Annotated in this window: 21 protein-coding genes, 1 tRNA gene and 1 pseudogene; 9 read left to right on the forward strand and 14 right to left on the reverse strand. The window is 63.3% G+C overall.

Going from position 1 to position 25847, the window contains the following annotated elements; translation table 11 throughout:
- The first annotated feature begins 42 nt into the window (after window positions 1-42).
- Window positions 43-1050, forward strand: a complete 1008-nt coding sequence (locus B9N43_RS05890) for a serine/threonine protein kinase (RefSeq protein WP_145841386.1) — start codon at window positions 43-45, stop codon at window positions 1048-1050.
- 35 nt (window positions 1051-1085) lie between these two features.
- Here B9N43_RS05890 and B9N43_RS05895 read toward each other — a convergent pair whose 3' ends face one another.
- From B9N43_RS05895 to ccoN, 6 genes are all read right to left on the reverse strand, one after another.
- A complete protein-coding gene (locus B9N43_RS05895) occupies window positions 1086-1622 on the reverse strand; it encodes a FixH family protein (protein WP_145841387.1) in 537 nt (178 codons plus the stop codon).
- Window positions 1619-3037, reverse strand: a complete 1419-nt coding sequence (ccoG, locus tag B9N43_RS05900) for a cytochrome c oxidase accessory protein CcoG (protein WP_145841388.1) — start codon at window positions 3035-3037, stop codon at window positions 1619-1621. Before ccoG ends, B9N43_RS05895 begins: the two co-directional genes overlap by 4 nt.
- A gap of 80 nt (window positions 3038-3117) precedes the next feature.
- Complete coding sequence (gene ccoP, locus B9N43_RS05905) at window positions 3118-4032, reverse strand: cytochrome-c oxidase, cbb3-type subunit III (protein ID WP_315904560.1); 915 nt, start codon at window positions 4030-4032, stop codon at window positions 3118-3120.
- A gap of 63 nt (window positions 4033-4095) precedes the next feature.
- Complete coding sequence (locus B9N43_RS05910) at window positions 4096-4281, reverse strand: cbb3-type cytochrome oxidase subunit 3 (RefSeq protein WP_145841390.1); 186 nt, start codon at window positions 4279-4281, stop codon at window positions 4096-4098.
- 4 nt (window positions 4282-4285) lie between these two features.
- Window positions 4286-4894, reverse strand: coding sequence for a cytochrome-c oxidase, cbb3-type subunit II (gene ccoO / locus B9N43_RS05915; protein ID WP_409994732.1), 609 nt, complete (start codon window positions 4892-4894; stop codon window positions 4286-4288).
- Between the two features lie 22 nt (window positions 4895-4916).
- The gene (gene ccoN / locus B9N43_RS05920) at window positions 4917-6341 is read right to left on the reverse strand and encodes a cytochrome-c oxidase, cbb3-type subunit I (RefSeq protein WP_145841392.1); all 1425 of its coding nucleotides are present in this window, start codon (window positions 6339-6341) and stop codon (window positions 4917-4919) included.
- A gap of 300 nt (window positions 6342-6641) precedes the next feature.
- Between ccoN and B9N43_RS17525 the strand changes: the two are divergent.
- A pseudogene (locus B9N43_RS17525) lies at window positions 6642-7472 on the forward strand (HAMP domain-containing protein); the annotation flags it as partial.
- 379 nt (window positions 7473-7851) lie between these two features.
- Window positions 7852-8340, forward strand: coding sequence for a methyl-accepting chemotaxis protein (locus B9N43_RS17530; RefSeq protein ID WP_261379439.1), 489 nt, complete (start codon window positions 7852-7854; stop codon window positions 8338-8340).
- A 309-nt stretch (window positions 8341-8649) separates the two neighbouring features.
- Here B9N43_RS17530 and ccoS read toward each other — a convergent pair whose 3' ends face one another.
- The 3 genes from ccoS to B9N43_RS05945 all read right to left on the reverse strand — a co-directional run bounded on the left by ccoS (window position 8650) and on the right by B9N43_RS05945 (window position 11469).
- The gene (gene ccoS / locus B9N43_RS05935) at window positions 8650-8847 is read right to left on the reverse strand and encodes a cbb3-type cytochrome oxidase assembly protein CcoS (protein ID WP_145841394.1); all 198 of its coding nucleotides are present in this window, start codon (window positions 8845-8847) and stop codon (window positions 8650-8652) included.
- On the reverse strand, window positions 8847-11309 hold the full coding sequence (locus tag B9N43_RS05940; RefSeq protein ID WP_145841395.1) for a heavy metal translocating P-type ATPase: 2463 nt from the start codon (window positions 11307-11309) through the stop codon (window positions 8847-8849). The genes ccoS and B9N43_RS05940 overlap by 1 nt, the downstream gene beginning before the upstream one ends.
- 84 nt (window positions 11310-11393) lie before the next feature.
- Window positions 11394-11469 (reverse strand) — tRNA-Thr (locus B9N43_RS05945).
- Window positions 11470-11621: 152 nt separating this feature from the next.
- On the opposite strand from B9N43_RS05945, the gene B9N43_RS05950 reads away from it, so the two are divergent.
- The 6 genes from B9N43_RS05950 (at window position 11622) to B9N43_RS05975 (ending at window position 20042) form a co-directional block, all read left to right on the forward strand.
- Window positions 11622-12065: a type IV pilin protein gene (locus B9N43_RS05950; protein WP_145841396.1), complete on the forward strand. Its 444-nt coding sequence runs from the start codon at window positions 11622-11624 to the stop codon at window positions 12063-12065.
- An 18-nt stretch (window positions 12066-12083) separates the two neighbouring features.
- Window positions 12084-12659, forward strand: a complete 576-nt coding sequence (locus tag B9N43_RS05955; RefSeq protein ID WP_145843462.1) for a Tfp pilus assembly protein FimT/FimU — start codon at window positions 12084-12086, stop codon at window positions 12657-12659.
- Window positions 12649-13128, forward strand: a complete 480-nt coding sequence (gene pilV, locus B9N43_RS05960; RefSeq protein ID WP_145841397.1) for a type IV pilus modification protein PilV — start codon at window positions 12649-12651, stop codon at window positions 13126-13128. The genes B9N43_RS05955 and pilV overlap by 11 nt, the downstream gene beginning before the upstream one ends.
- A gap of 7 nt (window positions 13129-13135) precedes the next feature.
- Window positions 13136-14254 carry a PilW family protein gene (locus B9N43_RS05965; RefSeq protein ID WP_145841398.1) on the forward strand — a complete coding sequence of 373 codons (1119 nt, stop codon included), beginning with the start codon at window positions 13136-13138 and terminating at the stop codon, window positions 14252-14254.
- 507 nt (window positions 14255-14761) lie between these two features.
- Window positions 14762-19363, forward strand: coding sequence for a pilus assembly protein (locus B9N43_RS05970; protein ID WP_145841399.1), 4602 nt, complete (start codon window positions 14762-14764; stop codon window positions 19361-19363).
- 13 nt (window positions 19364-19376) lie between these two features.
- Window positions 19377-20042: an energy transducer TonB gene (locus tag B9N43_RS05975; RefSeq protein ID WP_145841400.1), complete on the forward strand. Its 666-nt coding sequence runs from the start codon at window positions 19377-19379 to the stop codon at window positions 20040-20042.
- Window positions 20043-20247: 205 nt separating this feature from the next.
- On the opposite strand, the gene ispH is transcribed toward B9N43_RS05975, so the two are convergent.
- Genes ispH through B9N43_RS06000 form a run of 5 tightly spaced genes read right to left on the reverse strand, consistent with a single transcriptional unit; the run spans window position 20248 to window position 25847 of the window.
- The gene (ispH, locus tag B9N43_RS05980; RefSeq protein WP_145841401.1) at window positions 20248-21183 is read right to left on the reverse strand and encodes a 4-hydroxy-3-methylbut-2-enyl diphosphate reductase; all 936 of its coding nucleotides are present in this window, start codon (window positions 21181-21183) and stop codon (window positions 20248-20250) included.
- Window positions 21183-21623, reverse strand: coding sequence for a peptidylprolyl isomerase (locus B9N43_RS05985; RefSeq protein ID WP_145841402.1), 441 nt, complete (start codon window positions 21621-21623; stop codon window positions 21183-21185). The genes ispH and B9N43_RS05985 overlap by 1 nt, the downstream gene beginning before the upstream one ends.
- Window positions 21616-22125: a signal peptidase II gene (lspA, locus tag B9N43_RS05990; RefSeq protein ID WP_261379398.1), complete on the reverse strand. Its 510-nt coding sequence runs from the start codon at window positions 22123-22125 to the stop codon at window positions 21616-21618. Before lspA ends, B9N43_RS05985 begins: the two co-directional genes overlap by 8 nt.
- Complete coding sequence (gene ileS, locus B9N43_RS05995; RefSeq protein ID WP_145841404.1) at window positions 22118-24919, reverse strand: isoleucine--tRNA ligase; 2802 nt, start codon at window positions 24917-24919, stop codon at window positions 22118-22120. The genes lspA and ileS overlap by 8 nt, the downstream gene beginning before the upstream one ends.
- Window positions 24912-25847 (reverse strand): bifunctional riboflavin kinase/FAD synthetase, encoded by a 936-nt coding sequence (locus tag B9N43_RS06000; protein WP_145841405.1) that lies wholly within the window; start codon window positions 25845-25847, stop codon window positions 24912-24914. The genes ileS and B9N43_RS06000 overlap by 8 nt, the downstream gene beginning before the upstream one ends.

Consider the following 25847-nt stretch of genomic DNA (forward strand, 5'->3'; position numbering starts at 1 on the left):
CGCCTACAATGGACGGGTTTTCCGGAACGCCTGTCATTGCCGATGCCAAACACCGCCCGCCATCCCTTTTCCTCCCTGACCCCGGATTGCGTGCTGGACGCCCTGGAGAGCCTGGGGCTGCTGCCGGACGGACGCCAACTGGCCCTGAACAGCTACGAGAACCGGGTCTACCAGGTGGGGATGGAAGACGGGCCGCCCCTGATCGCCAAGTTCTACCGGCCGGAGCGCTGGTCGGACGAACAGATACAGGAAGAACATGACTTCGTCGCGGAACTCGCAGCCCGCGAAATTCCCGTGGTGCCGCCGCTCTCGATGAACGGTCGCACCCTGCATCGGTTCGGCGCCTTCCGCTTCGCCCTGTTTCCCCGGTGTGGCGGCCGGGCGCCGGAATTGGGCGATCCGGCGACCCTGGAATGGCTGGGGCGCTTCCTGGGACGGATTCACGCCGTGGGCACCATCGCGCCCTACCGGCAACGGCCGGCGCTGACCCCCGACACATTCGGCACGGCGTCCCGCGACTGGCTGCTGGCCCACGATTTCATTCCCGTCGAGCTACGCGATGCCTGGCGGACGACCGTCGACCAGGCGCTGGCGGGCGTCGGCTACTGCTTCGAGCGAGCGGGCGCCATGACCCGCTTGCGTCTGCACGGCGATTGCCATATGGGCAATGTGCTGTGGAACGAGGATGGCGACATGCCCGGCCCCCATTTCGTCGATTTCGACGACAGCCGCATGGGGCCGGCGATCCAGGATCTATGGATGCTGCTCTCGGGCGAGCGGGACGAGATGCAGCGCCAGTTGCTGAACGTGGTGGACGGCTACGAGGATTTCATGGACTTCGATCCCCGCGAACTGCATCTGGTGGAGGCCTTGCGTACCCTGCGCCTGCTGCATTTCTCGGCCTGGCTGGCGCGGCGCTGGGACGACCCGGCCTTTCCGGCCGCATTTCCGTGGTTCGACAGCCCCCGTTACTGGCAGGACCGGATTCTCGAACTGAAGGAACAGATCGCCCTCATGGACGAACCGCCCCTGCGCCTGGGGCCGCCATAGGCAGGCGGCGCAAGGGCATCAAGGAATTGCTGAAATCACTGGCTGCGGATGTCGGCCGGCCGCGTCGCCCCGCCGAGCATGATTTCCTCGGTCGCCGGCAGCACCACGTTGCCCATCAGGCGCCAGGTCTGAAGATCGTCCTCCAGCAGCACGATCCAGTGGCCGGCGGCGGGCAGTTGGAAATGCCCGACATAGCGTCCGTCCTGGACGGGAAACACCTGGCTCTGGTCCAACCCGGCGCGGGTCGGATGGGAGATCGAGACATGCAGCGCCGCCGGCGGGGGGAAGGACGGATTTTCGGCCGACAGCCGGATCTCCATGCGTCCGCCACTCACCCGCAATCCCGCCTGCAGGCCGAAGGCGGCGGCCTGGTTGCTGCGGGCGATGGTCTGGTTGGCGGCCAGTCCTTTTTTATAGTAGTCCTCGGTCACCAGGCCATCGCTGGTGGTCGCCGCGATCCAGGCCGTGATCAAACTGGCGACCACGACGATGGCCGGGCCCATGATCAACAGCCAGGGCCAGCGATGGCGATACCAGGGCAAAGCGGGCTGTATCGATTGAATCGTAGTCATGGCAGGATGAATTTCGCTTTCTCGTGCGCCTGAGCCTTGGGGTCGCTCAGGGACGCGACGTTGATGTAAATCGTGTTGGCGCCGCGCTTCCCGGATTCCGGCGGCACCCGGACCTGGATCGTCATCGGCGTGGTGCTGGCCGGCGCCACGTCCAGTTCGCGCTCTCCCACGATCTGGATGCCCGGCAGCCCCTCGGCCGCGATCGAGTAGCGCTGAGGTTGCTCGGAGACATTCATGATCTGCAGGCGATAGACGTTTTCGATCAGGCCGTCCTCCACTTCGCGCGACAGCGTGGCCCGGTCGCGGATCACATTGACGCGCAGGTCCGGTTTGGTGGCCAGGCCCCAGACGAAGGCCACGCAGATCGCCGCGAGCACAGAGCTGTAGATGACCACGCGGGGGCGCACCACATGGCCGAGGATGTCCTTCCAGCCCCAGTGCCGTGCCAGCGCATTCTCCGTCGAATAGCGGATCAGGCCCTTCGGATAGCCCATCTTGTCCATCACCTGGTCACAGGCATCGATGCAGGCGGCGCAACCGATGCACTCGGACTGCAGGCCGTTGCGGATGTCGATGCCGGTGGGGCAGACCACGACGCACAAGCCGCAATCCACGCAGTCGCCGAACCCCTGCTGACGATGGTCGGTCTTCTTTGAGCGGGCGCCGCGCGGCTCCCCGCGCTCCGCGTCGTAGGTGATCACCAGGGTATCCGGATCGAACATCACGCCCTGGAAGCGCGCGTAGGGACACATGTACTTGCACACCTGCTCCCGCAGATGCCCGGCCATGAGGTAGGTGAAGCCGCCGTAGAAAAAGATCCAGAACGCTTCCCATGGCCCCAGATCGAAAGACCAGAACGAACTCCACAGCGTCTTGATCGGCGTGAAGTAGCCGACCAGGGTAAAGCCGGTCCACAACGAAAGCAGCACCCAGACAGTGCCTTTGCCAAGCTTGCGGGCCGCCTTGGCCCCGTTCATCGGCGCCCGGTCCAGGCGCATCCGGGCGTTCCGGTCGCCCTCGAACAGCTTTTCGATCCACATGAAGATTTCCGTGTAGACCGTCTGGGGACACGCGTAGCCGCACCATAAACGGCCGGCCACCGCGGTAAAGAGGAACAAGGCGTAGGCGCAGATGATCAGCAGGATCGCCAGCAGGAAGACGTCCTGCGGCCACAGCACCAGGCCGAAGAGGTAGAACTTGCGTTCCACCAGGTCGAACAGGACCGCCTGGCGGCCGTTCCAGGGTACCCAGCAGAGTCCGTAAAACACCAGTTGCGTCAGCCACACCAGAACCCAGCGCCAGCTCGCGAACACGCCGGTTACCGAACGCGCATAGATCTTCTTGTGCACTTCGTAGAGAGAACCGTCGGTTTCCTCGGCGGTATCGGCCTGCGGCCTGGGATGTGGGCTGCTCATGATGCTATATCAGTAAATCCTGATGTACAGGCTTTAAAAAAACTCCCCGGTCTTGCGCCGGGGAGTCGTTCGACTCGGACTCATTTTGCCTCGGATGCGGCAGCGGGAGCAACCGGCGCCGGCTCGCCGTCCTTCACGCCACCGCCGAGGCCATACACATAGGCCGCCAGCAGATGGACCTTGGCTTCGCCGAGGAAATCGCCGAATGCCGGCATGCGGTTGGTCCGGCCATGGGTGATGGTCTGGATCACGGTCGCCTCGGAACTGCCGTAGAGCCAGACCTTGTCGGTCAGGTTCGGCGCCACGCCCACATTGCCCTTGCCCTCCGGGCCATGACAGGCGGCGCAGGCCTGGCCGAACAGCTCATGGCCACGCTGCACACGTACCGAATCCGCGGTCAGGCCGGACAGGGAACGCACGTAGTGGGCGACATCCCGTGCTTGCTCGGCATCCATGTCGGGCTTCAGGCCCTTGGCCGGCATCATCGCGTCACGGCCGCTGGCGATCGTTTCCTTGATCTTGTCGGACGTGCCGCCCCACAGCCAGTCGCCGTCGGTCAGGTTGGGAAAGCCGCTGGCACCCTTCGCATCGGCGCCGTGACACTGCGCGCAATAGGTCAGGAACAGGCGCTGGCCGGCTTCCTTGGCCTTGGGATCGGCGGCCACGGCTGCCAGATCCATCTTCAGCAAGGGGCCGTAGGCCTGGATGAATTGCTGATCGGCGGCGGCGCTTTCCTTCTCGTACTGGCCGCGCATGCTCCAGCCGAACGAACCGCCATAGGTACCCAAACCAGGGTACAGCGCCAGATAGACCAGGGCAAACACCACGGTCAGGTAGAACATACAGCGCCACCAGGAGGGGAGCGGATTGTTGTACTCCTCAAGATCCTCATCCCACACATGCCCCGTGGTCTGGCCGACAGAATGCTTGGCGGAGCTCTGAACCCAAAGCAGCGCCGCGCAACCAAGCACGCTGACCAGGACCAGAACGGTCACATAAATATTCCAAAACCCACTGATGAAATCGCTCGTATTTTTGAAGTCCATTTTTCGCTTCCTTCACTTATCCGTGGAGCCTGCGTCGGTGCTGCCGCCCGCGACATAAGGAGAATCGTCGTCCAAAGGCAGATGCGCCGCCTCGTCGAATGCCTGCTTGCGACGGCCCGAATAGGCCCACATCACAATGCCGATAAAGATGACGAAGGCCAGTACCGTAAACACCGAACGCAGGTCGTTGATATCCACCTGATTACCTCGTTTGCTTGAGCGCGACGCCCAGCCCTTGCAAATAGGCGATCACGCACTCGATCTCGGTCTTGCCCTCCACAGCCTGCCTGGCGCCGGCGATTTCCTCGTCGCTGTAGGGAACGCCGACCTTGCGCAGCGCCTTCATCTTGAGCTCGATGTCATCGGTCTTTGCCGGGCGGTCCAGCCAGTAGTAGGCCGGCATGTTCGACTCCGGCACCACATCGCGGGGATTCAGCAGATGGGTGCGATGCCAGAGATCCGAATAGCGGCCGCCGACCCGCGCCAGATCGGGGCCGGTACGCTTGGAGCCCCACTGGAACGGATGGTCATAGACGAACTCGCCCGCCACGGAATAGTGGCCATAGCGTTCGGTCTCGGCACGGAATGGGCGGATCATCTGGGAATGGCAGTTGTAGCAGCCCTCGCGGACGTAGATGTCGCGCCCCACCAGCCGGACCGGATCGTAAGGCTTGACCAGTTCATTGAGGGGCGTCGTGGTGGACTTCTGGAAGAACAACGGAACGATCTCCACCAGACCGCCCACGCTCACCACCAGGATGGACAGGACGATCAGCCAACCTACGTTCTTTTCAATCTTTTCATGGGTCAACATAGTTTCAACTCCTTGCTAATCAGGCGTGATGGCCGGCCGGTTGCACCACGGGCGCATTGACGGCCTTGCCGCCAGCCATGGTCAGGAACATGTTGTAAGCCATGATCACCATGCCGGAGAGGAACATCAGGCCACCCACCAGGCGGATCGTCCAGAAGGGATAGGACGCCTTGACGCTCTCCACGAAGGAATAGGTCAGCGTGCCATCGGCGTTGGTCGCGCGCCACATCAGGCCCTGCATCACACCGGCGATCCACATCGAGGCGATGTAGAGCACCACGCCGATGGTCGCCACCCAGAAGTGAACATTGACCAGGCTGGTGGAGTACATCTCCTTGCGACCGAACATGCGCGGCAGCAGGTAGTAGATGGAACCGATCGAAATCATCGCCACCCAGCCCAATGCGCCGGAGTGCACGTGGCCGACGGTCCAGTCGGTGTAGTGGGAAAGCGCATTCACCGTCTTGATCGACATCATCGGACCTTCGAAGGTCGACATGCCATAGAACGACAGGGAAGTGATCATGAACTTCAGGATCGGGTCGTCACGCAGCTTGTCCCAGGCCCCGGAGAGCGTCATGATGCCGTTGATCATGCCGCCCCACGAAGGCGCCAGCAGGATCAGCGAGAAGACCATACCGACCGACTGAGTCCAGTCAGGCAGCGCGGTGTAGTGCAGATGGTGCGGACCCGCCCACATGTAGGTGAAGATCAGCGCCCAGAAGTGCACCACCGACAGACGGTAGGAATACACCGGGCGGCCGGCCTGCTTCGGCACGAAGTAGTACATCATGCCCAGGAAGCCGGCGGTCAGGAAGAAGCCCACCGCATTGTGGCCATACCACCATTGCACCATCGCATCCTGGACGCCGGCGTAGGCGGAATAGGACTTGGTCAGCGTCACGGGGATTTCGGCGCTATTGACCAGATGCAGCAAGGCCACCGTCAGGATGAAGCCACCGAAGAACCAGTTGGCCACATAGATATGCGGGGTCTGGCGCTTGACGATCGTGCCGAAGAACACGACGGCGTAGGAGACCCAGACCACGGTGATCAGGATATCGATCGGCCATTCCAGTTCCGCATACTCCTTGCCGCTGGTGAAGCCCATGGGAAGCGACACCGCCGCGAGCACGATGACCAATTGCCACCCCCAGAAAGTCAGCGATGCGAGCGCGGGAGCGAAAAGCGGCGCATGGGAAGTGCGTTGAACGCAATAATAGGAAGTCGCAAACAAGGCACAGCCGCCAAACGCAAAAATCACGGCATTCGTGTGCAGGGGCCGCAGGCGACCGTAACTCAGCCACTCCACGACGTTCAATTCAGGCCAGACCAACTGGGCAGCGATGACCACCCCCACCAGCATGCCGACGATGCCCCAAATTACGGTCATCACAGCGAACTGGCGCACGACTTTATAGTTGTAAGTCGATTGCGACTGCATGATGGATACCCCTTAGAACAAGAAGAAAGAAACCACACCAGCAACAAGGATACGTTACTGAGGGCAACAGTTTTTGATTTCCGTCAAATTCTACTGCAAAGCAGCAACGCGAATGGCACAACAAAAGTGCAATATAGGATCAATCTTGCCAGGAAGCAGCGAGGAAAAAGGGGCTTTTGTCCCGGACCGGCATAGGTAAAAAGAGAATTCCACTCGCCGGCTATCAATTACGCAAGCATTGCTTACGATCCATGTCCAAGTGGGGCAGCGTTTGCGAAGCGTACAATCTCAGAGACGCCTATGTTCCCCGTGCAAGCGTCTGTGTTCCGCGGTTGGCCATGGGGATATTGTTGTTCTTGTAATTTCTTTCCGAAGCCAGGCAAGCCGATTGTGAAAATCAAAACACGCATCACCGGCAGTATGGGCCTCGTGCTGGCCCTGTTTTCCTTGGTGACTGGATTTGGCATCTATGGTCTGCACCAGAGCAAACAGGTGTTCATTCGCCACCTGGATGCAAAGGTCGCCTTCGAGCGCGCGTTGAGCGGCATGTATGCCCAGGGGCTGCAAGGCGGCCAGGCGCTGCGCAACATCACCCTCGATCCGGCCAACCAGACTGGCCATGAGAACCTGGTCAAGGCACAAGAGGGGTTCGAGCAGCAGTTCAAGAAGGCGAAGGCGCTTGCTGCGGACGATGTAGCTCGTCAGGCCGTGCTGGAAAAGATTGCCGACATGTTCAGCAAGCGGTCGGCTGCCATTGCCGACGTCGTGGCGAAGGCTTCCGCAGGCGACCAGGCCGCGGCCATCCGACTCATCAAGGAACGTGAAACGCCACTTTGGCGCGAACTGCGGACAGTCCTGCTCGACCAGATGAAGGCCGTCTCGGCCGAGATGGAACGGAGCCGGACGGCTAGCGTGAACGACATCGAGCGCCTGCTGACGTTGATGCTGGCGCTTGCGTGCGTGAGTGCGGTGCTGGGCGCCGCGTTCGCCTTCGTCGTCGTCCGCGCGGTGACGCGGCCGCTGGAAGCCCTGGCGACGAGCACGCACAGAATCGCCCAAGGCGATCTCACTGCACGGGTAAGCATCAAAACGCGGGACGAATTCGAACTCGTCGGAACGCGCTTCAACGAACTGGCCGACAACTTTTCCGCCCTTCTGCGCAAGGTGCGGCAGGGGACGCACCAGATGCTGGAAACGGCGACACAGATCGCGGCTTCGTCGTCGCAGATTTCGGCCAGCACCGGCGCCCAAAGCGACGCGGCATCGAGCATGGCGGCCACGATGGAACAAATGAGTGCTGGCGTGGAAACCATCAGCCAGAACGCCCACAGCGCGCATGAGGTGTCGTCCGAGGCCGAAAGTGTGTCGGAGTGCGGCGGCGAGATCGTCGCCGTCGTCGTGACGAGCATCGAGCAGATCGCTGAAGCCGTCAATCAATCGGCAGAGGTAGTGTCTGCACCTCGGCGAGCATTCCAATCGCATCTCCGCGATTGTCGACGTCATCAAGGAAATTGCCGACCAGACCAACCTGTTGGCGCTCAACGCAGCGATCGAAGCGGCGCGGGCAGGAGAGTCGGGGCGGGGCTTCGCCGTGGTGGCCGACGAGGTGCGCAAGCTCGCCGAGCGCACCACCAAGTCGACACAAGAAATCTCGGAAATGATCTGTACCATCCAAGACGGCACGCAAAGCGCCGTCGCGAGCATGCAGACAGGTGTTGCACGGGTGGGTGAAGGCGTTGGGTTGGCGCGGCAGGCCGGCGATGTCATGCAGCAGATCCAGGCCGGCGCTCGTCAGGTGGTCGACATGGTCAGCGATATTTCGACTGCCCTGCACGAGCAAAGCGTGTCCAGCGCCAGCATTACCAAGAACGTCGAGAACATCGCCGAGTTGGCCGAAAAGAATGCGGCGGCAGTGGAGGCGAACGCAACCGTCACCAAGCAGTTGGAGAATCTTGCCGGCATGCTGGAACATGAGGTGACGCCGTACACCATCGCGTAATTGCCCGACATGGTCCAAGCCTGAGTGGCGGGCGACAACAATGCCGGTTCGATAGCTGCGGACTCAAGGCCCATCCTGAGCCCACCTTGCGGCGTGCCTTCCGTCGTCCTCGGAGAAACGATCCCGTCGGCCGCGACGAAGCCTAGTTCTTCCTCAAAATCCGTGCCGATTTCCCCGAAGCTCGGCGGTGAAGAACCAAAAAAAAGGGTGCGCAGTGCGCACCCCCAACCCCAACAGAGAGACAACAGGGTCCGGCGGCGAACCGCCACCAAACCCTCGGCAAGAGTATGGCCTTTTCTTCGATGTTACTCATTGATTTACATCAACCCTTTGGCTGGATTTATTGGATTCGCCGTCGACAATCGGCCGGTCGTCATCCATCAGCATCCGATAGGCCGGACCTTCCAGGTCCTCGAACTGGCCATTGCGCAGCGACCACCAGAAAATCGCCGCAATGACGAATACCAGCAGCAGCGACACAGGCACCAACAAGTACATGATCTCCATCAGACCTCCGTTCCACCGGCACCCGGAAAATTCGCACGCTGCAGACGCAAGGCGTTGAGCACGACCAATAGCGAGCTTGCCGACATCCCGATACCCGCCATCCAGGGCGTGATCCAGCCGGCCATCGCCAGCGGAATGGCGGTCAGGTTATAGCCGAAGGACCAGATCAGGTTCTGCCGCACGATCGCCATCGTGCGTCGTGAAAGCGCCACGCCGTCCGCAATGGCCTCCAGGCTCTGCCCCAGCAGCACCACGTCGGCCTGGGTTCTGGCCAGGTCCGTGCCCTGCCCCATCGCGATCGACACCTGGGCCTGCGCCAGCACCGGCGCATCGTTGACGCCATCGCCCACCATCGCCATGGACTCGCCCGCCTGCTGCAGGGCCTGAATCCGCTGATGCTTGGCCTCGGGCGACAGATCGCCTTCCGCCGCCTCGATTCCCAATTCATCGGCGACGCGACGCACCACCGCCCCACCGTCTCCGCTCAACACGCCCAGGCGGAGCCCCAGCGCCTTCAGGCGCGACACCATCGGCAAGGCGCCATCCCGCAAGGCATCGGCCAGTCGAAAGAAACCCAGCCAGCCGTTGCCATCGGCCAGCGCCACCACCGTATCCCCCTCCGCCTGGATGTCCTGGATTTCAGCGGGTACCGGCTGTCCATGAAGCCCCGCGACAAAAGATGGGCTGCCCAGGCGCACCGCCTCACCGCAAAAAACCGCCTCGACGCCGGCGCCAGTACGGATCCGCAATTCAGTCACCGCCGGCAACCCCGCAGTTGAAATGCCCGCGCACAGGCCCGCCGCGATCGGATGCTCGGACGACTGCTCGAGGGCGGCCGCCAACTGGCGCAGACGCGTTTCCGGCCAATCCCGGCAGCAATGCACCGCTTTCAGCGTCATCCGCCCCTGGGTGAGGGTCCCGGTCTTGTCGAAGACGAAGCGCGTCACCCGCGCCAGGGTCTCGATGGCATGACCCCGCGTCACCAGCAAGCCGCGCGACGCCAGCGTGCCGATGGAAACCGTCATCGCCGCCGGAGTCGCCAGGGAAAGCGCGCAGGGGCAGCTCACCACCAGCACCGCGACGAACACCTCCAGCATCCGTGCGGCATCGATGAAATACCAGGCAACCGCCGTCGCCGCCGCCAGCACCAGCAAGGCGGCCACGAACCAGGCCGCCACCCGGTCCGCCGTGCGCACCATCTCCGGCCGCTCGGCCTCGGCCCGCTCCATCAGGCGCTGGATGGACGCCAGACGCGTTTGCTCGCCGGTCCGGAGCACCCGCACGACCAGGGCGCTGCCCAGATTCACGCTGCCGCCGGTGACCTGATCGTCGACTTGCTTGGGCACCGGCCGGCTCTCGCCGGTCAGCAAGGATTCATCCACCGAACCCTCGCCCTGCACCACGGCCCCATCGGCCGGCAGGGTTTCCCCCGGCTTGACCAGCAGCAGGTCGCCGACCCGCAGTTCCGCCACCGCCACGCGTTCCGTATCCAACGCCGGGTAGTTCCCCAGACGCGCCGCGAAGGCGGGCACCGCCCTGGCCAGGGCCTCGACGCCACGCACGGCTTTTTGGCGCGCCATCAACTCCAGATAGCGACCGCCCAGCAGGAAGAACACGAACATCGTCACCGAGTCGAAATACACCTCGCCCCGCCCGACCAGGGTCGCCCAAAGACTGGCGGCAAAGGCGGCGCCGATGCCCAATGCCACCGGCACGTCCATGCCGACCCGGCGCAGGGCCAGATCGCGCCAGGCACTGCGGAAAAAGGGAGCGGCCGAATACAGCACCACCGGCAAGGTCAGGATCAGGCTGGCCCAGCGCATCAGGAGCTCGATGTCGGGCGTCATCGTCCCATCGTCGGCCAAATACACCGGCACGGCATACATCATCACCTGCATCATGCCGAAGCCGGCCACGAACAGCCGCCACAGCGCCGACTTGCGCTCCGCCTGGGCCAGTTGCTCCGATTTCGCGACATCGTAGGGATGTGCCCGGTAGCCGATGGCGGCGACCGCTTCGAGAATCCGGGAAAGTTGCGTCAGCCGCGAATCCCAGCGCACCCGCGCCCGCCGCGTGGCGTAATTGATCTCCACCGCCGTCACCCCGGGCTGCCGGCCGACATGGGCCTCGTTGAGCCAGACGCAGGCGGCACAGGTGATGCCTTCCAGAATCAGCGCGGCCTCCCGCTCGTACTCGCCGACGGGGCGAACGAAATTCTTCTGCACTTCCGGATGATCGAACAGCCCCAGATCCTTCAACGCCTCGGGCATTGCCTCGCGCGGGCTCTCCGGCATCGCATCCCGATGCCGGTAATAATCGTCCAGGCCGTTGGTCACGATCGCCTGGGCGACGGCTTGGCATCCAGCACAGCACATTGCCCGGCAACTGCCGCCGATCTCGACGGGGAAATCGGCTTCCGCCGGTATCGGCAGACCGCAGTGATAGCAGGCGGAATCGGACACTGGGACCCCAAAGACGAATTACTGGCAACTGTCGGCAATTCGGAAGAAAAAACGGGTTAGCGCAATGCTAACCCGTTGATTTCATGGTGCTGCTGACCGGAATCGAACTGGTGACCTACTGATTACGAATCAGTTGCTCTACCGACTGAGCTACAGCAGCAAGGCGGCGGATTATAACGATCCCCCGATTTGACGGCAACAGACGCCAACAACACACAGTGACAGCCATTCGTCAGAAATAATTGACCGCTGACACCATTGGTACTGGCGATCCCGGATGAAACAGAAAGAAAATACGAGGAGGAGGAGAAGATGATGAAAAGCAAAACGGACCGTGGCTTTACCCTGATCGAACTCATGATCGTCGTTGTCATCGTCGCCATCCTGGCGACGGTCGCCGTGCCGTCGTATCTGGATTATGTGGCCCGTAGCCGCATCACCGAGGCGGTCGCCAACTTGTCCGAAATGCGCGTGAAGATGGAGCAGTACTTTCAGGACAATCGGTCCTACGCCGGGGCCTGCAGCAACGGCACGGTCGCCCCGCTTCCCGCCAACACCGGAAATTTCCAGTACAGCTGCCCTGCCGCGAATCTCACCGCGACCGGCTACGTCGTTCGCGCCGACGGCATTGGCCCCATGACTGGCTTTGCCTACACCATCGATCAGTCCAACACCCGTACCACCGTTGCCCTTCCCGCTGGGTGGGCCGGCACGAACAACCCCTGCTGGGTACTCAAGCGGGACGGTTCCTGTTGAAGAGACGAGGAACGCCACATGAAAATACCTCGGTCGCAGGGCTTCTCGCTGGTCGAATTGATGATCGCCATCGCCATTGCCGCCTTGCTCCTGGTCATGGGCATTCCATCATTTACCACCATGATCCAAAACTCGAAATTGCGCAGTGCCGCCGAAAATTGCCTGGCCGGATTGCAAAGAGCGCGAGCCGAAGCCTTGCAGAACAACAGCGACGTCGAATTCCTGCTGACGGACGATGCACCGATTGCCGCCAACGTGGCGGCGTTCAATCCAAACGAGACCGGTGGAAACTGGGTCATACGAACCGCCGACATGAGCGACTTCATCGAAGGACATGCCGGTATCGAAGGCAGCGGCCAAACGTCCGCCTCGAACGTGGCGGTCACCGGCAACGGCATCGCATCCATCGTTTTCAACGGATTGGGCCGCACCAATCTCGCAGCCACCGCCACCTTCGGTTTCACCAATCCCGCGGGCGGCGCATGCGCACCGGCTGGCGCCATGCGCTGCCTCAACGTGCTGGTATCGGTAGGCGGGCAAATCCGCCTGTGCGACCCCGCCGCCACCGGAACGGGAGATACCCGTGGCTGCTAGGCATTGGCCGGGCGCGCGGGAACAAGGCATCGTGCTCATCGAGGCGATGATCGGCATCCTCATCTTTTCGATCGGCGTGCTGGCCGTCATCGCCATGCAAGCCTCGGCCATTTCCGCCCAATCGGATGCCCAGTACCGGATCGAAGCCTCGAATCTCGTGGATCGCATGATGGGCGAAATCAATCTCAATGTTGACCGATCCAACGCGACCAACCTGCAAAACTCCCTGGCCGCCTTCAGCCACCAACCCAACGGCGCCAATTGCGATTTCTCAGGCACGGCCTCCGACAATGCCCAAGTCGCTGCCTGGCTGAACGACGCGACGGCCCAGTTGCCCGGGACCAGCGCCGCCATGCAGCAAATCATCGTCGATACTGGAAATTTCAACCAGGTGTCGATCACCCTGTGCTGGCAAAACAGTGCCGATTCGGTTCCACGTCGGCACACCCTGGTCGCCTACGTCAACTGAGCCCGCCATGCCCGAGCGCCTTTCCTTACCCGGACGACGTGCCGCCCAAGGCTTTTCCCTTGTGGAAGTCATGATCGGCATGATCATCGGACTACTGGGCATCCTCGTCATGTTTCAGATGCTGTTGAACTGGAACGAACGAAAGCGCACCGCCGCCTCGGGTAGCGATGCCCAGATCTCCGGCTCTATCGCGCTCTACAGCCTGGAGCGGGAGCTTCGCAATGCAGGCTACGGCTTCGGCAACGCCGGCGCCATGGGGTGTACCGTCACGGCCTACGACCGCCTGAGACCCGGCAACAATTTCACATTTCCCCTTGTACCCGTCCAGATCACCGATGGCGCGGGGGGCTCACCGGACACGATCACAGTGTTGTTCGGCAACTCTGCGCTGACGTCCGACAGCACCACCTACAGCGCATCCAGCGCAACGACAAAACGCTTGAACGACCCGAGCAGCATCCAGCGCGGAGATTTGCTGGTAGCGGCCCAGGCCGGTGCCTGCGGGCTTGTGGAAACCACCCTGAACACCCATGCCGACGGCCTCACGATCACCCACGCCTCGGGCAATTACAACGACCCCGACAACACGGCCGTCACTGCCCGTTACAACCCCGCCGCGGGTCTGGCCGTCGCACTGAGCGCCGGCAATATTTTCAACCTGGGCCCCCAGCCCCGGCGCAATGTCTGGCGGATCGTCAACGATCGCACCCTTGTCAGCACCGACGACCTGCACTACTCCGATCAACACGACGCCGCCGGACAGAACACCCCCGACGGCATGAATGACTGGACCGAAGTCGCCGACGGCATCATCGACCTGCAAGCCGAATATGGCTTGGACAGCGACGCGGACAACATCGTCGACACATGGCAATCCGCCGCGCCGGCGGACTTCCGGACCGTTCGCGCCATCCGGGTCGCGCTCCTGGCGCGCAGCCAGCAATACGAAAAACAGGCCGTCACCACCGTGGCGCCATCCTGGGCCGCCGGCGCCTTCGTCATGACCAATCTTGACGGAACGCCCGACTCGAACCCCGGCACGCCAAACGATTGGCGCCGCTACCGCTATCGGGTCTATGAAACCGTGGTGCCCTTGCGCAACGCGGTCTGGGGGAATTCGCCATGAACGCCTCCATGACGTACCGGACGGCCATCCCCAAACGAGAACAGGGGATCATCCTGATCGTCGCCCTGGTCATGCTGGTGGCCATGACCCTGGCCGGCATCATCCTCTTTCGACAAATCGGCTCGGGGGTCATCATTGCCCGCAACCTGACCTTTCGCCAGGGGGCCACCATCGGTGCGGACCGCGGTATCGAGGCGGGGCGCGCCTGGATCATGGGGCAGGCACAGTCCGCGCTGGAGCAAGCCAACGTGGGCGCGGCCTACTTCCCTGCCTGGTGCAACATTTCCATCAATGCCAGCAATCGCCCCGACGCCAACAACGATGGCAACACCGACGACTGCGGCCCCCCCCCCCCGGCACCAGCCCCCTCCCGAAATTCACGCCCGCCAGTTTCAACTGGGCCAATGCCGTGCAGGCGGTTGCCGATGACGGTGCCGGCAACGAAATTCGCTATGTCATTCATCGCCTTTGCCGGATTCCCGGTTCCGTCAATAGCGCCGGGCAGCAATGTGCCACCAAGGCCTCGGCCGACAACGCCAACTGTCCCGAGGCCAACGCCACCTGCATCACGGCAACCGCGCAACCCTACTATCGAATCACGGCCCGCGCCCGAGGGCCCCTGGGCACCACCTCCTATACCCAGGCCATCCTGTATTGAGGAGCATCGCCATGTTCCCTGGACACCGCTCGACGACCGCCTTGATGCTCGCCCTGATGCTGCAGGGCTTCATCCAGAACGCCCAGGCCCTGACGGATCTGGCTGACGTTCCCTTGGCCAGCTCATCCTCCACCCAGGTCAAGCCCAACATTCTTTTCATTCTGGATGATTCGGGGTCCATGAATTGGACCTATATGCCAGACGGCGTCGGCAGCAGCGCCATAGGCTACCGGAATCACCAATGCAACACGGTTTTCTACAACCCGGCAACCAGTTACGAAATCCCCAAGGACTCAGCAGGCGTCGACCTGAACAGCGGCAGTCAGACCAGCTTCACCAGCGCATGGGACGAAGGCTTTCACGATTACATGTCGGGCGCCGGCACCAGCCGAACCAACCTCGGCACTTCGTTTTCCGCCAATGGCAGCGAAAGCGGGCGCGCAGCCTATTACTGGACCCTGGCGGCCACGGACCTGGGCACGCCGGTTCCCGACACTGGCATTTGCAATTACTCCACGGGCTCGGTGACCAGTTCCACGACCGGTATTTGCTGTAGCGGCCCATCGATCTCCAGCGGCACTTGTTCCAATGCCACATACCCCACCAACAGCCCCCCCACGTGCAGCGGCGGTAGAACCCTGGTCTGGGAAAAAACCCTTGTCAGCAGCACATCGGGCATTTCCGGCGGTGATGAACGGCAGAATTTCGCCAACTGGTACAGCTATTACCGCTCGCGCATTCAGATGATGAAGTCCTCGGCAGGTCGGGCACTTGCTCCCCTGACAGACAGTTACCGCGTCGGATTCATCACAATTCACCCTGGTACGGTGAATGATGCTGGCGGAGCCAATGGTAGTTCCGTCTCAAGTTCAAAATTCTTGAAGATCGCTGACTTCGATACAACCCAGCGTTCTAGCTGGTATTCGAAGCTGTACTCGCAAAAAGGAGATTCAGGAACACCCCTACGTACCGCACTTTCCATTGCAGGCCGCTACTTCACCGGCAAGAACGACTCCATCAACAAGGGCATGGTGCCTAACCAAGCCGATGATCCCGTCCAGTACTCCTGCCAACAGAATTTTGCGATTCTGACGACGGATGGTTATTGGAACGACGGGAATGGCCGCAAGATCAATGGCAGTACCCTCATGGATAATCAGGACGGTGCCCTGGCCGAACTGGATGCCTACAACTCAGGAACCAGCCGTTTTCCGGTTTCGCCTCGGCCGATCTATGACGGTGGTTCGGCCAATTATGTCTGGAACACCGCTTCCAACGCCTATCAGTACACAAGTTGTTCCCTGACGCGCCCTCAAGCCAAAACAAGGCAGCTCCAGAAACGTACGGTGCAAAACCAACGCCGCACGGCAAATTTTTCGAAGTGTCGGCCGGGGCCATCAAACTGCCAAGCCATCAATTTCGATTGCACCGTATCGGGTACAGGCGATAGCTACCGCTCAGTTTGCCGGGTCACCTCTGATTCGGGATGGAACAATATTGGCACTTGTACCGCCGGATACTCAGACCCCACGACAACCCTCTGCCGCGTATCCAGCGACACGGGTTTTGTGAACTCCGGCACCTGCACAGCCTCCAATCCCGGCAGCAGCCCCACCGTCACCTGCCGAACCGCAGATGTCACGAGCTGGGCTTTCGTGGACTCCTGCACCCCCTCGGGGCCGGACGTGAACGGCACCTCCGTGGTGTGCCAAACCGGCACCGACTCCAACGGCAAGAAGATTCAGAATCAAACCACCACGACGGCCACCCGTTATGAAGGCCCCGACCAGAGCGGCAGCATCGTCGGTTCACCCACGATAACGCAGGGGATCTGGACCGATCTCACCGGCGTCTGCTATGCAGCCGGATCAGTGCCCGCGCTTCCCGCCGACGATGCGATTACCGGCGGCGGTCCTCCGACACCGCCGTCGGGATGTTCCGCCTGGCCGTGCGAAACCACCAGCACCAGCGGTGGCAGCAGCAATACCCTGGCGGACGTTGCCCAGCACTATTACAAGACCGATCTCCGTACTTCGGCCCTGGGCAACTGCACCGGCGCCCTGGGTACCGGCGTCACCGTCTGCGACAACAACGTCCCGCACAGCGGTCTCGATACCGACAACGAGGCCGACAGGGCCAACTGGCAGCACATGACCACCTTTACCATGGGACTTGGGCTTTCAGGCACCTTGAATTACCGCTCCGACTACAAAACCGCGGATTCCGGTGATTTCAAGGACATCAAGGGGGGTACCAAAAACTGGCCGATCCCGAAAGCCGACGACCCAACCGCACTGGACGATCTATGGCATGCAGCGGTCAACGGCCGGGGTCAATATTTCAGCGCCCGCGATCCGGACAGCGTGGTCAACGCATTGTCTTCCGCCCTCTCCGGCATCAATGCCCGGGTCGCTTCCGCCGCGGCGGCGGCCACCTCAAACCTGGAGCCCGTGGCGGGAGACAATTTTGCCTACACGGCCCAATTCGTCACCCAGAAGTGGATCGGGGAGCTGACGGCCCGTGAAATCGACCTGAATACAGGCGCGATCAGCGGCACCAGCATCTGGTCCGCTCAGGCAAAACTGGAAGCCAAGGCCAAGGCCGCCTGCGACAACCGCACCATCAAGCTGTTCCGCAGCGGCGCCGCCGACAATCTGGCGGATTTCACATGGGACACCTATGCCTGCGATGCGAGCGGCAACCCCGCCGGAACCGCGTCGACGGGGCTCGACGCCGCGGAGCAGGCCAATTTCGGGGCATCCCAGATCGCTCTGTTGAGCCAATACCCCTCGATGACCGACGGCACAAGCGGCACGGTCAATCAGCGTTCAGCCGCCGCCGGGGCCAATCTGGTGAATTACCTGCGCGGCCAGGGCGGCAAAACGCCCTTCGAGGCCAATGACTTGAACAAACTGTTCCGGGCGCGGGAAAAGATCATGGGGGACATCGTCAATTCCCAGCCCGTTTTCGTGAAGGCCCCCTCCGCCAGCTACAACGACAGCGGCTACAGCACCTTCAAGAGCGATCACGCCAGCCGGACCCCCATCGTCTTCGCCGCCACCAACGACGGCATGCTGCACGCCTTCCATGCCGGCACGTCCATCGTGGACAGCCAGGGCGGCGATGAGGCCTGGGCCTTCATCCCGACGATGGTCCTGCCGAACCTCTACAAGCTCGCCAGTGAGAACTATGCCAGTCAGCACATCTACCTGGTGGACGGCACCCCCGTCTCCGGCGATGTCTTCGACACCACCGTGGCCGGCTGCGCAAGCGACCCCATCCATCCCGAGAACTGCTGGAAAACGATCCTGGTGGCCGGCTTGAACAAAGGAGGCAAGGGCTACTACGCGCTGGACATCACCGACCCCGCCCACCCCAAGGGCCTCTGGGAATTCAAATGGAGCGGCACCTGCTACGACAGCGCCAGCAGCGGCACCTGGTATGCGGACTGCCATCTGGGCTACACCTACAACAACCCGGTGATCGGCAAGTTGGCCGATGGACGATGGGTGGTGATCGTGACCTCCGGATACAACAACGTCAATTCCCCGGCGGTCAGCGGCGATGGCCAAGGCTACCTCTATGTCCTGGAAGCCACGACGGGCAAGATTCTTTACAAGATCGGCACCGGCGTCGGCTCCGCCGCCAGTCCCAGCGGCCTCAACCACGTCTCCGCCAGCGTCACCGGCAACAACGCCATGAAGAACAACCAGATCGACCGCGTCTATGGTGTCGATCTGCTGGGCAACCTCTGGCGTTTCGACATCAACGATACCTTTGGCACAGCCGGGCGGGAGGCCAGCCTGCTGGCCCAGGCGGTCGATGAAACGGGGACGCCCCAGTCGATCACGACCCGTCCGCGGCTGAGCACGGTCAACAACGATATCTTCGTCTATGTCGGTACCGGGCGATATCTGGGCAGCACGGACGGCAGCACCACGCAGACCCAGACCGTCTGGGCCATCAAGGATGCGGGCGCGACGGTCACCAACCTGCGCGCCACGTTGAATCCCATCCACATCACCCAGACCGGCAGCGGCACTTCCGCCACCCGCTCCATCAGCAACGACAGCAGCCAATGCAGCTCCCCCAACGGCTGGTACGCGGATTTGCCGGATACCGGCGAGCGCGTGAATATCGACATGCAGATCGTACTCGGCAGTTTGCTGGTGGGCAGCAACATCCCCACGAACAACGCCTGCACGATCGGCGGCTATTCATGGCTGACCTACTTCAACACCGCCTCGGGTTGCGGTGCCGGCGGGATTCTCATCAAGGACAGGGAAGGCTCCCAGGCCCAGGTGGTGGGGTTGGCGGTGGTCCGTTTGCCAACCGGAAAAATCGCCGTGCTCGCGACGATGTCCACCGGCGCGGTGGTGACCATCGATGTCCCGGTCGACATTCCCCCCTCTTCCGGGAAACGCGTGAGTTGGCGGGAGATCATCGAATAGGCGGGCGAAGCGGTTGATTCCCCGGAATCCGCGCGCCAGGCTCGCCCTCGCCCTGGCGCTCTCCGCCCTGGCCCATGGCTTCCTGATCAGCAAGCCCGGCTGGCCGCCTTCCGCCCGCCATTCCGGGCCGGATCGGCAGAAACCCGAGGTTCTCCTTCTCCATCTGACCCCGCGTCCACCAGAGCGAAGCACCGTCCGGCCGCGGGAGAGTGAGGTATCCACGCCTCCACCGGAGTCCCATCGAAAGGAGCCCGGCCCCGATGCGGAGGAGCCGCCGGCATCCCGGTCGGCTACCCCGGGGCAGGCGCCCGGTCTTGTCTTCGGCCCCTGGTACTATCCGGCCAAATGGCTGCATCGACGGCCCAGTCCGCTCAAACCGATCCAACCGGAATACCCGGTCGGTTTTTCAGAGGCGTCGGGGCGCGTCCTGCTGCTGCTCTTCATCAATGAAGAAGGCACCGTCGATCGCCACCAGCTCCTCTCGCCGACCCAGGAAGATGCCTTCGCCGCCAGCGCCATCAGGGCTTTCAGCGCGGCACGCTACGCGCCGGGAATGATTACCGGCCATGTCGTGCGCAGTCAGTTGCTGGTGGATGTGACTTTCGAGCCCGGCCAGACTCCAAGCGTCGGTTTGCCGGAGGATCTCCCCCCAGGGCTCCAGGAAGCGCTTAGCCGGTAATCAACGCCAGATCCTTGGGCGGGGGAAATTCCCCCCCTCCTCCTTGCCGGGCGCACACAAAAAATGCCGCGCTTCCGGCGGCGATGCGCGGCGATGCGCGGCGATTGTATCCCTATTGGATACAATCGAACCATTCATCGAGCATCAAAAAAACAAGTGCCGCATGGCAACTGGGCTTGACTTTTCAAGCCCAGATTTCAGCTTTTTATTGTTGCGATTTTGGAACCAATTCCTTGGGCAGGGGAAACTGCACCCCTTCCTCCTTGCCGGGCAGTTGGGTAACCTCGCCGGCGCCCAATTGCCGCAAGCGCAGGATGACATCGGCCACCAGCACCTCGGGCGCGGAAGCGCCGGCGGTCAGGCCGACGCGGGCCGCCGAGCCCAGCCAGGCCGGATCGATGGCCGTCGCATCGTCGATCAGATAGGCCGGCACGCCCAGATTCTGCGCCACCTCGCGCAGGCGATTGGAATTGGAGCTGGTGCGGGAGCCCACCACCAGCACCAGGTCGACCTGGGGTGTCATCTGCTTCACCGCATCCTGGCGGTTTTGCGTGGCGTAGCAGATGTCGTCCTTCTTCGGTCCGGTGATTTTTGGAAAGCGCGCGCGCAGCGCGGCAACGATCGCACTGGCATCGTCCACCGAGAGGGTGGTCTGCGTCACGTAGGAAAGCATGTCGGGGTCCGCGACCTGAAGCCGTGCCGCGTCATCGACGCTTTCCACCAGATACATGCCGCCTTGCGACTGGCCCATCGTGCCTTCGACTTCCGGATGCCCCTTGTGACCGATCATCACGATCTCCCGGCCCTGCTCGCGCATCCGCGCCACTTCGATATGGACCTTGGTGACCAGCGGACAGGTGGCGTCGAACACCCGCAAGCCACGGCGCTCGGCCGCCTCGCGCACCGCCCTGGGCACGCCGTGGGCGCTGAAGATCAGCGTGGCGCCGGCCGGCACCTCGTCCAGATCCTCGATGAAGATCGCCCCCTTGGCCCGCAGTTCCTCCACCACGTGGCGATTATGGACGACCTCGTGCCGCACGTAGATGGGCGCGCCGAACTTCTCCAGGGCCCGCTCGACGATGGCGATGGCCCGTTCCACGCCCGCGCAGAAACCACGGGGATTGGCGAGATAGATTTCCATCACAGGACTCCGATCACTTCCACCTCGAAGCGGACCGGCTTGCCCGCCAGCGGATGGTTGAAGTCCATCAGCACCTTGTCGCCGCGGATTTCCCGCACCAGGCCGGAATAGGCCTGGCCGTTCTCGGCGACGAAGTCGATCTGGGCGTGGAGTTCGAGTTCGGTTCCCGACGGCAACTGGGGCAACTGGCTTCGCGGAACCCACATCACCATCGCCGCCACCCGTTCGCCGAAGGCCTCGCCCGCCGCCAGCTCGAACACCCGCCGCTCCCCCTCGGCCACGCCGATCAGGCGCTGTTCCAGGGATGGCGCCAACTGGCCGCTGCCCATCTGCAGGGTGCCCGGCGCGTTGCGAAAGGTGTTCATCAGCTCCAGGCCGTCGTCGGCGCTGAGGCGGTAGTGCAAGGTGACGAAGCTGTCTGCGCGGACGATTTCAGCCATGGCGCGAATCCCTATGTGAATCCTGGTGCTTGAACTCCTGCCAGAGCAGAAGCGCGATGCCGACGCAGATGGCGCTGTCGGCCAGATTGAAGGCCGGCCAGTGCCAGCCGGCGGCGTGGAAATCGAGGAAATCCACCACCGCGCCATGGATCAGGCGGTCGATCACATTGCCCAGGGCGCCGCCCAGCACCAGGGTCAGGGCGCCGATCAGCCAGCGGCTGGCCGCCTTGGCCGCGGCGCGGCGCATGGCGATCACGATGCCGACCGAGATCGCCAGCGCCAGCGCCACGAAAAACCAGCGCTGCCAACCTTCGGCCCAGGCCAGGAAACTGAAGGCGGCGCCGCGGTTGAACACCAGCACCAGGTTGAAAAAGGGCGTCAATTCCACCCCTTCCCCCAGCCGCAGGACCGACAGCACCCAGAGCTTGCTCACCTGATCGGCCGCCATCACGACGCCGGCCAGGACATACCAGGGCCACAGTCGAGGCAACAAACTAGGCACGCTGGCGCGCCTCGCCGGCGCCGAACAGGTTGTCGACGCAACGGCCACAGAGTTCGGGATGTTCCGCATCGCCGCCCACGTCGGCGCGCCAGTGCCAGCAGCGGCCGCACTTGGCGTGACCGCTGGGAACGGCGAGCACCGCCTCGGCGGAGGCGTCCGCCACTTCGACCAGAGTGGTCCTGGAGCAGATCAGGACGAAGCGCAGATCGTCCTCCAGGGACGCCAGGAGGCCGTGCTTGGCGCCGCTGGCGCGAATCTCCACTTCGGCCTGGAGCGAGGAACCGATGCCGCCGGCGCCGCGCAGATCCTCCAGCACCTTGCTGGCCTCGGCCTTCACTTCGCGGATGCGCGCCCAGCGCTCCAGCAAGGCCGCCTCGCCGTCCTGCGCGGGCAACTCGTGCCAGGTCTGCAGCATCACGCTCTCATCCGTGCCGACCAGTTGCCAGATTTCCTCGGCGGTGAACGCCAGGATCGGCGCCATCAGCCGGGTCACGGCCTGCAGGATGTGCCACAGGGCGCTCTGCGCGGCGCGGCGCGGCAGGGAGTCGGCCGCCGTGGTGTACAGGCGGTCCTTCAGGATGTCCAGGTAGAAGGCGCCCAGGTCCTCGGCGCAGAAGCCCTGCAGGGCCTGGACGATCTTGTGGAATTCATAGCGGCCGTAGTCGGCCTGCACCTGATCCTGCAACTGCCGGGTCAGGGCCAGCGCGTAGCGGTCGATCTCCAGCCACTGCGCCGGCGGCAGCATCCGGGTCGTGGCGTCGAAATCGGCGGTGTTGGCCAGCAGGAAGCGCAGAGTGTTGCGCAGGCGGCGATAGGTCTCCACCACGCGGTCGAGGATCTCCTTGGAGATCGACAGCTCCCCCGAGTAGTCGGTGGAGGCCACCCAGAGCCGCAGGATCTCGGCGCCCATCTTGTCGGAGACCTCCTGCGGCGCGATCACGTTGCCCTTGGACTTGGACATCTTCATGCCCTTGCCGTCCACCACGAAGCCGTGGGTGAGCAGCGCCTGGTAGGGCGCCCGGCCGTCGATCGCGCAACCGGTCAGGAGCGAACTCTGGAACCAGCCGCGGTGCTGGTCGGAGCCCTCCAGGTAGAGATCGGCGGGGAAGGCGCTCTGCTCGCGGTGGGAACCGCGCAGCACGCTCCAGTGGGTGACCCCGGAGTCGAACCAGACGTCCAGGGTGTCCCGCATCTTGCGGTACTGCTCCGCCTCGTCGCCGAGCAGTTCCTTGGGGTCGAGCGCGAACCAGGCCTCGATGCCGGCCTCTTCGACGCGCTGGGCCACGGCCTCCACCAGTTCGGCGGTGCGGGGATGGAGCTGGGCCGTTTCCTTGTGCAGGAAAAAGGGGATCGGCACTCCCCAGTTGCGCTGGCGCGAGACGCACCAGTCGGGTCGCGTCTTCATCATCGCTTCGAGCCGGGCGCGGCCCCAGGCGGGGAAGAACCGGGTCTCGTCCACCGCCTTCTCGGCCGCCAGGCGCAGCGTGGGCGCGCTCTCGTCGCGGCGCTGGTCCATGCCGATGAACCACTGGGTGGTGGCGCGGAAGATGATCGGCGACTTGTGGCGCCAGCAGTGCGGATAGCTGTGGCGGATCTTCTCCTGCTTCAGGAGCCGCTGCCGCGCCTCCAGTTCCTGCAACACCAGCGGATTGGCGTCCCAGACGCTCTTGCCCGCCAGTTCGCCGACGGACAGGGCCGGCGTGTTGGCGAGGAACTTGCCGTCGTCGCCGACCGGGTTGTTCACCGGCAGGCCGTAGCGGCGTCCGACGTTGTAGTCGTCCACGCCATGGGCCGGCGCGGTGTGCACCAGGCCGGTACCGGCCTCGGTGGTGACGTGGGTGCCGCAAATCACCGTGACGTCCCGCTCCTGGAACGGATGCCTGAGCAGCAGATGCTCCAGGGCCGCGCCGGGGGCGGAGCCGAGCGTCTTGCCTGCCAGTTCGTAACGGGCCAGGCAGGACTCGGCCAGTTCATGGACCAGGATCAGGCAGCCCCGGGCGGTCTCGATCAGGTCGTAGCGCATCTCCGGATGGACGCTGACCGCCTCGTTCGCCGGCAGCGTCCAGGGCGTGGTGGTCCAGATCACCGCGAAAGCCGGGCCGGGGGAATGCTTGAGGCCGAAGGCCTGGGCCAGCTTGTCGGCGTGGTTCGGGTGCACCTCGAAGGCCACGTCGATGGCCGGCGAGGTCTTGTCCTCGTACTCGACCTCGGCTTCGGCCAGGGCGGAACCGCAATCCAGGCACCAGTTCACGGGCTTCAGGCCCTGGTAGAGATAGCCCTGCTCCAGAACCTTGCCCAGGGCGCGAATCTCGTCGGCCTCGGCCTTGAAGTTCATGGTCAGGTAGGGGTTGTCCCACTCGCCCAGCACGCCCAGACGGATGAAGTCCTTCTTCTGCCGCGCCACCTGCTCCTGGGCGTAGTCCCGGCACAGGCTGCGCACCTTGTCGCCCGGCAGGTTGCGGCCGTGCTGCTTTTCGATCTGGTGCTCGATCGGCAGGCCGTGGCAATCCCAGCCCGGCACGTAGGGCGCGTCGAAGCCGGCCAGGGTCTTCGAGCGGATGATGATGTCCTTGAGGATCTTGTTCACCGCATGGCCGATGTGGATGTCGCCGTTGGCGTAGGGCGGGCCGTCGTGGAGCAGGAAGCGGGGCCGCCCCCGGCTCGCCTCGCGGATCCGCCGGTAGAGCTGCTTTTCCTGCCATTGCTGCACCCAGGCCGGTTCGCGCTTGGCGAGGTCGCCCCGCATCGGAAAGGGCGTGTCGGGCATGTTGAGGGTCTTGCGGTAATCAGCCATTTGAGTTGCCTGCGAAATATTGCTTGGTTGCTTCCACGTCGAGCGCGATCTGGGCCTGCAGGGCGTCCAGCGACTCGAACTTCGCCTCTTCCCGCAGCTTGTGCATGAAATACACGGTCACATGGGCGCCGTAGATGTCCTGGTCGAAATCCAGCAGATACACCTCCAGGGTCGGCCGCAGACCGTCGCGCAGCGTCGGGCGCACGCCGATGCTGGCCGCGCCGGGCAGATGGCGCTTGTCCAGCCCGGCGACCATGGCGGCATAGACGCCGGTGAGCGGCACGCGCTTGCGCTTCAACTGCACGTTGGCGGTGGGAAAACCCAGGGTGCGGCCGATCTTGTCGCCGTGGCAGACCCGCCCGGCGATGCCGTAGGGCCGCCCCAGCAAGTGGGCCGCCAGTTCCAGTTGCCCGGCCGCCAGGGCGTCGCGCACCGCGGAACTGGACACGCGCAGCCCGTCGTGATCCACGGTGTTCATCGCCTCGACGCCGAAACCCGCGTCCCGCCCCGCCGCCCGCAGCATCTCGAAATTGCCGGCGCGGCCCCGGCCGAAGCGGAAATCGTCGCCGATGATCACGTGCCGGGCCTGGAGGCCCTCCACCACGATTCTCCGGATGAAGTCCTCCGCCGTCAGGGCGGCCAGTTGCCGGTCGAAATGGCAGAGGTAGACGTGATCCACGCCGAACCCCTCCAGCAGCACCAGCTTCTCCCGCAGGCTGGTCAGCCGCGCCGGCGCCTGGTCCGGCGTGAACACTTCGCGGGGGTGGGGCTCGAAGGTCATCACCGTCGAGGGCAGACCCAGTTCCCGGGCCTTCGCGGTCAGCCGCTCCAGCATGGCCACGTGCCCGCGGTGGATGCCATCGAAGTTGCCGATGGTGAGCACCGTGGGTGGCAGTTGCTGCCCGGAAAGGCCGAGGAATACGCGCAT

Origin of the sequence: Denitratisoma sp. DHT3, assembly GCF_007833355.1 — a bacterium.
Taxonomy (GTDB): Bacteria; Pseudomonadota; Gammaproteobacteria; order Burkholderiales; family Rhodocyclaceae; genus Denitratisoma.

Excerpts from the sequence above, each read along its gene's own strand:
- B9N43_RS05890 (WP_145841386.1), top strand. The coding sequence starts at position 43 with ATGCCAAACACCGCCCGCCATCCCTTTTCCTCCCTGACCCCGGATTGC.
- B9N43_RS05895 (WP_145841387.1), bottom strand. The coding sequence starts at position 1,622 with ATGACTACGATTCAATCGATACAGCCCGCTTTGCCCTGGTATCGCCAT.
- ccoG (WP_145841388.1), bottom strand. The coding sequence starts at position 3,037 with ATGAGCAGCCCACATCCCAGGCCGCAGGCCGATACCGCCGAGGAAACC.
- ccoN (WP_145841392.1), bottom strand. The coding sequence starts at position 6,341 with ATGCAGTCGCAATCGACTTACAACTATAAAGTCGTGCGCCAGTTCGCT.
- ccoS (WP_145841394.1), bottom strand. The coding sequence starts at position 8,847 with ATGGAGATCATGTACTTGTTGGTGCCTGTGTCGCTGCTGCTGGTATTC.
- B9N43_RS05950 (WP_145841396.1), top strand. The coding sequence starts at position 11,622 with ATGATGAAAAGCAAAACGGACCGTGGCTTTACCCTGATCGAACTCATG.
- B9N43_RS05955 (WP_145843462.1), top strand. The coding sequence starts at position 12,084 with ATGAAAATACCTCGGTCGCAGGGCTTCTCGCTGGTCGAATTGATGATC.
- B9N43_RS05965 (WP_145841398.1), top strand. The coding sequence starts at position 13,136 with ATGCCCGAGCGCCTTTCCTTACCCGGACGACGTGCCGCCCAAGGCTTT.
- B9N43_RS05970 (WP_145841399.1), top strand. The coding sequence starts at position 14,762 with ATGTGCCACCAAGGCCTCGGCCGACAACGCCAACTGTCCCGAGGCCAA.
- ispH (WP_145841401.1), bottom strand. The coding sequence starts at position 21,183 with ATGGAAATCTATCTCGCCAATCCCCGTGGTTTCTGCGCGGGCGTGGAA.
- B9N43_RS05985 (WP_145841402.1), bottom strand. The coding sequence starts at position 21,623 with ATGGCTGAAATCGTCCGCGCAGACAGCTTCGTCACCTTGCACTACCGC.
- ileS (WP_145841404.1), bottom strand. The coding sequence starts at position 24,919 with ATGGCTGATTACCGCAAGACCCTCAACATGCCCGACACGCCCTTTCCG.
- B9N43_RS06000 (WP_145841405.1), bottom strand. The coding sequence starts at position 25,847 with ATGCGCGTATTCCTCGGCCTTTCCGGGCAGCAACTGCCACCCACGGTG.